Source organism: Rothia sp. HMSC064F07, assembly GCF_001837265.1.
Taxonomy (GTDB): domain Bacteria; phylum Actinomycetota; class Actinomycetes; order Actinomycetales; family Micrococcaceae; genus Rothia; species Rothia mucilaginosa.
The window spans coordinates 119,953-126,843 of record NZ_KV831918.1; the positions used below are offsets into that span (position 1 = coordinate 119,953).

Sequence of the window (6,891 nt, forward strand, 5' to 3'; positions counted from 1 at the left end):
TACACATCACATCATCATCTTCAGAAGCGAAAAGATTTCATCATGACTTACTCCCCGTCTCGCCGTACCGCCCTCAAGTCCCTTGCCGCAGCCGCCGCTTTTGCTACTCTGCTCAGCGCCTGCGCCGGTGAAGGTTCCGGTTCCGCTAACGCCTCCGGTGCTGCCGGTGGTGGCAATCAGAACACCGTGACCATTGACTACGCGACCTACAACCCGCTGTCCCTGATTATCCGCAAGAAGGGTTGGCTTGAGACCGCCCTGTCCGCCGAGGGCAAGAAGGTTGAGTGGGTCAAGTCGGCTGGTTCGAACAAGGCGAATGAGGCGCTGCGTAGCGGCAATATTGATGTCGGCTCCACCGCCGGTTCGGCGGCGCTGCTGGCACGCGCTAATGGCTCCCCCATCAAGGTCATTAGCCTCTACTCGCAGCCGGAATGGTCGGCACTGGTGACCCGCAAGGATTCGGGCATCACCAAGGTTGCGGACCTGAAGGGTAAGACCGTTGCCGTGACCAAGGGTACCGACCCGTACTTCCTGCTGCTGCAGGCACTCAAGCAGGAGGGTATTTCCGCTTCGGACCTGACCATTCAGAACCTGCAGCACGCCGACGGCCGCACCGCCCTGGATAACGGTCAGGTCAACGCGTGGAGCGGCCTGGACCCGATCATGGCTGCCGCCGAGGTGGAAAGCGGCGACGTGCTCTTCTACCGCAACCTGAACTTCAACACCTACGGCTTCCTGAACGCCACCGAGAAGTTCATTCAGTCCAACCCGACCGCCGCACAGACCATCGTGGACGTGTACGAGTACGCTCGCGCCTGGGCTAAGAAGAACCCCGAAGAGGCTGTGAAGATTGTCGAGGAGGAGTCCGGCATTAAGCACGAGACCGCCCAGGTCGTTATGGAGCGCACCCACCTGGATATCGACCCGGTTCCGGGCGCTAAGCAGGTTGAGGTTCTCAAGGGTGTCGGCCCGATTCTGGTTGAGTCCGGCGACGTTCCCTCCCAGTCCGACGTGGACAAGGCACTGAACAGCATTGTGGACGACCAGTTCGCAAAGAAGGCTGACAGCGCAGCCGTCGAGAAGATCGCAAAGGTGGTTGAGAAGTAATGACCGCCGCAACGATTACCGCCGCCTCCAGCGCTCGCGCTGAGCGTGCCGAGAAGCGTGTCTCTTCCGTGAAGCTGCCGTCGAACCCGTTCGCCGGTAAGCAGTACCTGGGCCTGATTCTTCCCCTGGCGCTGATTGCCCTCTGGTACATTCTGAGCACGAACGGCGTGTTCACCCAGGTTCAGCTGCCCTCCCCCGACCGTGTGGTCAGCGCCGGTGTTGAGCTGGCGCAGCGCGGCGAGTTGGGCCGCCACGTGGCGATTTCTACTCAGCGTGTGCTGATTGGTTTCGGTATTGGTGCCGTGCTCGGCCTGGTGCTGGGTGCGCTGATTGGCCTGTCTGCGCCGGTGCGTCTGATTGCCGCACCGACCATTGGTGCGCTGCGTGCCGTGCCGTCCCTGGCGTGGGTTCCGCTGCTTCTGCTGTGGATCGGTATCGGCGAGAATTCCAAGGTGACCCTGGTTGCTATTGGTGCGTTCTTCCCGGTGTACACCACGGTTTCTGCGGCTCTGGCGCACGTTGACCCCAAGCTTGTGGAGGCGGCACGCGCCTTCGGTCTGAAGGGTCTGCGCCTGTTCACCACGGTTCAGCTTCCCGCGGTTCTGCCGTCGGTCGTTTCGGGTCTGCGTCTGGCGCTGGCTCAGGCGTGGCTGTTCCTGGTCGCCGCTGAGTTGCTGGGTGCGTCCATGGGTCTGGGTTATCTGCTGACCGACTCGCAGAACAACGGCCGCACTGACCGCCTGCTGCTGGCTATTGTGGCGCTGGCGGTGCTCGGTAAGATTACCGACGCGCTGGTGGGCGTGTTCGAGCGCTGGGTGAAGGCGAAGTACCCCAGCAACTAACGCCACCAGCAACTAGCACCACAGCTAAACGTAACACTCAGCACGCGCTGAGTTTTAGGAGAGATGTCCGCTGCGTGGCTGCTCCCCAAAGGTGAGCTAATCATCGCTACGCGCCGGAGAAAGAAGTCGGCGGGGAAACCTGTCGCCTACTGAATGATGATGATGAATCCCGCCCCGCGCCCCACAGCAGTGAGCGCGGGGCGGGGTCTTTAAATATTTCGGAATATTACGAACCGATACACAGCATGCCGAATATGACGGGCTCCTTTGCTTCCTGGCCCGGAGCGCGCTTTACTAAGAAGGCAAACCATCCAGAGCGACCGAGAGACCTGGCTCCGTGACGTCGCAGCAACCCCCTCGCCAACGCACACACAGACCCCACGGTCACACAGACAGCGGCACGGCGAGCAAGGGTGCTAATGCCAGCAACCGATGGGAGAATAATGGGACTGCCCACCCCCTACTCGTTCACCGACCCGCTGAACCCCACCCCGAACCCCGCCCTCGAATCTGACGAGGCACGCGTCGCGTTCTGGGAGAAGCAGGCGCAGCGACTCACCTGGGCTGAGCCCTGGCACACCGCGCACCGCTTCGAAAAGCCGAAGTCCCTCGGCTTCGATGAGGAAGGCATCGAACAGTTTATGATCCCCGAAATTAAGTGGTTCGAGGGCGGCAAGCTGAACGTCGCCTACAACTGCGTGGACCGCCACGTGGAGGCGGGCCGCGGCGACAAGGTAGCCCTCTACTTCGAGGGTGAGCCCGGCGACCGCGAAGCCATCACCTACGCAGAGCTGCAGCGCCGCATCGCGAAGGCAGCGAACGGCCTGCTGTCCCTGGGCGTGCGCAAGGGTGACCGCGTGGTCATCTACCTGCCCGTCATCCCCGAAACCATTATCTTCACCCTCGCCTGCGCGCGTATTGGCGCGATCCACTCCCTCGTCTTCGGTGGTTTCTCCGCTGAGGCGCTGAAGTTCCGTGTGGAAGACACCGGCGCGAAGGTTCTCATCACCACCGACGGCCAGAACCGCCGTGGCAAGGTCGTTCCCGTGAAGGTGAATGCCGACGAGGCATGCTCCGGTGAGAACAATATTGAGCACGTTATCGTGGTGGACCGCACCAGCGCCTCCGACCCGGTAGCGCACGCCGCTGTGCCGTGGACTGAGGGCCGCGACGTCTGGTACCACGACCTGGTGGACGACCAGCCTGACACCCACGCCTACGAACTGCACGACGCCGAGGACCCGCTGTTCATTATTTACACCTCCGGCACCACCGGTAAGCCCAAGGGTCTGGTGCACACCATGGCTGGATACCTGGTGCAGACCGCGTACACCCACGCGCTGCTCTACGATCTGCTGCCGGATTACGTGGATGAGAACGGCGTGCTGCGCCCCGACGAGCTGTCCGCGGTCAACGACCCGGAAAAGGTGGAGTCCACCGTTCACTGGTGCACCGCCGACCTCGCCTGGGTGACCGCCCACACCTACGAAATCTACGGCCCGCTGGTTAACGGTGTCTCCGAGGTGATTTACGAGGGTACCCCGAACACCCCGCACTACGGTCGCCACTTCGAGGTCATCGAACGCTACGGCGTGACCAACTACTACACCGCGCCGACCCTGATTCGTTCCCTCATGGGTGCGTTCCCCAACGGCCCGGAGCCCGGCAAGTACGACTTCTCGACCGTGCGCCTGCTCGGTTCTGTGGGCGAGTCCATCAACCCGGAGGCGTGGCGTTGGCTGCGTCAGCACGTGGGCGGCGGCACCGCGGCGTTCATCGACACCTGGTGGCAGTCCGAGACCGGTTCGACCGTATGCTCCCCGCGCCCGCACGACCCGGCATTCGCGCCCGAGGGCACCTACCCGGAGGGCACCCCGCACTGCACTCCCCTGCCCGGTTGCGCTACCCGCGCCGTTCCCGGCGTGTCCACCCGCGTGGTGGATGAGCACGGCGACCCGGTCGAACCCGGCAAGCAGGGCTTCATCGTGGTCGATAAGATTGGCCCCTCGATGGCTCGTACCGTGTGGCAGAACCCGCAGCGTTTCCTGGATTCCTATTGGCGTCACTACGGCGAGCGCGGCTGGTTCCTCGCTGGCGACGGCGCGAAGGAAGACGAAGAGGGTAACGTGTACATCCTCGGCCGTATTGATGACGTGATTAACATTTCGGGTCACCGCCTGTCCACGATTGAGATTGAGTCGGCTCTGGTGACTCACCCGGCTGTGGTTGAGGCTGGTGTCTGCCCCGTGGAGGATGAGCTGACCGGTCACCAGGCGGTCGCCTACGTGACGCTCACCGATGAGGGTAAGGACCTGACTGAGGATGAGCTGAAGGCGGCGCTGACCGCGCACGTGCGTGAGCACATTGGCCCGATTGCTAAGCCGAAGGACGTTGTGGCGGTTGCCGATATCCCGAAGACCCGTTCGGGTAAGATTACTCGCCGTCTGCTCGGTGAGCTGTACCAGGGCCGTTCGCTGGGCGATGTTTCTTCGCTGCAGAATGAGGAGGCGCTGGGCCACATTGCGCAGGTGCTGGTGGATACTGGCCGCGTGAGCTAGGCCCTCTAGGCTCTGCTGCTGAGCTACACGCTGAGCTGAGCACTGTGCTGAGCTAAAAGCCACATAGAGTAAAGGTGCGGATACCGAATGATGATTCGGTATCCGCACCTTTTGCTATGCCATTTTACTGAGCTGACAGGGCTCTTTGTTGGTGTTGCGCCGCTTAAATCAGGCCCAGCGAACGAGCGTGTTCAGCGGTAATGCCGCTCGGCTCAATGTGCTCGGGGCCCTTGTCCTTCTCCGGGTTTTCGGTCGCCTGGAAGCGGATCATCTTCATATCGTTTGCGGCGCCCAGGTTCGTGATCATGCCGTCACCGTTGAGGTCCACGGACACCGGCTCGGTATCAATCTTGCCGTTGCCGTTGAAGTCAATCGGCTGGTTGGCGGGCTTGCCCTTGTACAGGAAGCCAGCCGCGCGAGGACCGAAGCCGCGCGCCTCGTACAGCTTCGCCTCGTTGAGCATGCGGTACTCGGCGGTGGAGTAGCCGAAGTAGCGGCTACCGTCAGCCATGGGCACACCGGTGAGGGTGTACTGGTAGTTCATGACGCTGTAGTAGTTGGGCTTGTAGTTGATTTCGTCCCAGCCGCCGTGGCTCAGCGCGAGGTTGTGGCCGAGCTCGTGCACGAACACTGCCACGCGGATGTTGCTGCTTGCCTTGCCCCAGAAGTGCGGGCCGACGGTGACCATAAAGTTACGACCGCCAAAGTTAGCGATACCGGAGGAGTAGCTGTTGTCGTAGTAGTCGCCCCAGATCATGTAGTGGAAGGTGCCTTCACGGGCGGGGTTGAACTTACCTTCGGTCGCCTTGATGCGGTGGAGCGCCTTGAATTCGCTGTCAAGTGCCTGGTAGCTGATTTCGTTGCCGCCGCCGAGGTTGTACTTGGCACTGCGGGCGCTACCTGCGTCCAGGTGGATGTTCACGCCGGTGGTGCCATCGGGGTTGCGCATGGGCAGGTCGGCGTAAATCTTGGTGATGCGGTCCAGTTCGTCTTCGCTGGGCAGCAGGCCCGCCATGTAGTCCATCTCGACGAAGATGTCCTTGTGGTTGGGGTTTGCGCCCATTGCGGGGAAGTCGACGTCGATTTTGCCGTCGCCGTCGGCGTCATAGCCCTTCAGCTCCCAGGTGTTGGGGATGCCGTCGCCGTCGATGTCGGGGCTGTAGGCGTTTGCTGCGGGGGCTGCGATAGTGCCCAGGCAGAGCACTGCGAGGGAGGCAAGCGTGACGCGTGCGCTCTTCAGAAATGCCATGTTGTGTTCCTTAGTGTGTGGTGACCGGTGGTGTTTCTGTGGAGTTTTCCGGGAGGACGTTCTCCTCGGTTTCCATGATGCTCCCGTTTCACGTGTTAGGTGAGCTGGGTGCCGTAACATTCATACTTTAAGGTAAAAGTTGAGATAATTTTGAAGATGAGCTGAATTACATTAGAGTATCAGTAATTCAACTCACATGCATCACCACATTCTTAATGACAAGAGAGATCCCATGACTTCTTCCTCGAACACCACTAATGGCCTGAACCGCCGCGCACTCATCAAGGGTGCCGCGTGGAGCACCCCCGTCATCGCAACCGCAGCGGCGGTACCCGCCTACGCGGCGTCCACCGATGCGCTGGAAACCCCGACCTTGAAGTTCGGTGTCTTCACCCAGGCATTCAACTCGAACCCCTCCAACGACTTTAATACCCGCTACGGCCTGGACTCCTACACCGTGCAGGTACCCAACATCACCGCAACCTCCACCACCCCGCAGAGCCTCGGCGGCGGCACCTTCACCCCCGGCGGTAGCGTCGGCGCTGGCCTGTACGGTGGTGCGGGTCTGTGGATTTCCGCACCCGTTAACTCCAAGGGCGAGTTCCAGGGTAGCTCCTGGCTGTACCCTCAGGCGCACCTGCAGGTGACCTTCGAGTTCACTTTCCCCACCGCCGAGGATGTCACCGACCCGCTGCTGTGGGACCCCGAGAACGACGTTGAGATCCCGGCACTCGCTAAGAGCGAGGGCGGCGCGAAGACCAACAACCCCGCTGTGGCGGCATTCAATGGCATCGCATACACCGCGAAGTTCTACGAGCCGGTCATCGAGGACAACGTCTGGACCGGCGTACTGGACATCCGCACCTCCGACTACCTGGAAGCCACCGCGAAGGACGGCGTGAGCTACGCACAGGTGCTGGCTTCGCTGGTTCCGGTGTACTTCACCGAGGTGACCTCCAGCTACACTCTGACCACCACCGCTCAGATCACCAGCGGTAGCGTCGCAATGCAGCTGACCGAGGGCGGCGAGTACACCTTCAAGGATCTGGCTGGTTTGCGCGCTTCGGCAACCATCACCCGCTAAAGTACCGAGCATAAACAAGGGGGCCCGGCATCCATAACGGATGCCGGGCCC

At 61.5% G+C, this 6,891-nt stretch carries 5 protein-coding genes; 4 read left to right on the forward strand and 1 reads right to left on the reverse strand.

Going from position 1 to position 6,891, the window contains the following annotated elements; translation table 11 throughout:
• Positions 1 to 42 precede the first annotated feature (42 nt).
• The 3 genes from HMPREF2712_RS00475 (at position 43) to HMPREF2712_RS00485 (ending at position 4,507) form a co-directional block, all read left to right on the forward strand.
• Complete coding sequence (locus HMPREF2712_RS00475) at positions 43 to 1,107, forward strand: aliphatic sulfonate ABC transporter substrate-binding protein (RefSeq protein WP_070818977.1); 1,065 nt, start codon at positions 43 to 45, stop codon at positions 1,105 to 1,107.
• The gene (locus tag HMPREF2712_RS00480) at positions 1,107 to 1,949 is read left to right on the forward strand and encodes an ABC transporter permease (RefSeq protein WP_049350468.1); all 843 of its coding nucleotides are present in this window, start codon (positions 1,107 to 1,109) and stop codon (positions 1,947 to 1,949) included. Before HMPREF2712_RS00475 ends, HMPREF2712_RS00480 begins: the two co-directional genes overlap by 1 nt.
• 443 nt (positions 1,950 to 2,392) lie before the next feature.
• On the forward strand, positions 2,393 to 4,507 hold the full coding sequence (locus HMPREF2712_RS00485) for an AMP-binding protein (protein WP_070818978.1): 2,115 nt from the start codon (positions 2,393 to 2,395) through the stop codon (positions 4,505 to 4,507).
• A 163-nt stretch (positions 4,508 to 4,670) separates the two neighbouring features.
• Here HMPREF2712_RS00485 and HMPREF2712_RS00490 read toward each other — a convergent pair whose 3' ends face one another.
• Positions 4,671 to 5,756 carry a C4-dicarboxylate ABC transporter substrate-binding protein gene (locus tag HMPREF2712_RS00490; RefSeq protein ID WP_070818979.1) on the reverse strand — a complete coding sequence of 362 codons (1,086 nt, stop codon included), beginning with the start codon at positions 5,754 to 5,756 and terminating at the stop codon, positions 4,671 to 4,673.
• Positions 5,757 to 5,988: 232 nt separating this feature from the next.
• On the opposite strand from HMPREF2712_RS00490, the gene HMPREF2712_RS00495 reads away from it, so the two are divergent.
• Positions 5,989 to 6,840, forward strand: coding sequence for a transcriptional initiation protein Tat (locus HMPREF2712_RS00495; RefSeq protein ID WP_070615478.1), 852 nt, complete (start codon positions 5,989 to 5,991; stop codon positions 6,838 to 6,840).
• Positions 6,841 to 6,891: the final 51 nt, after the last annotated feature.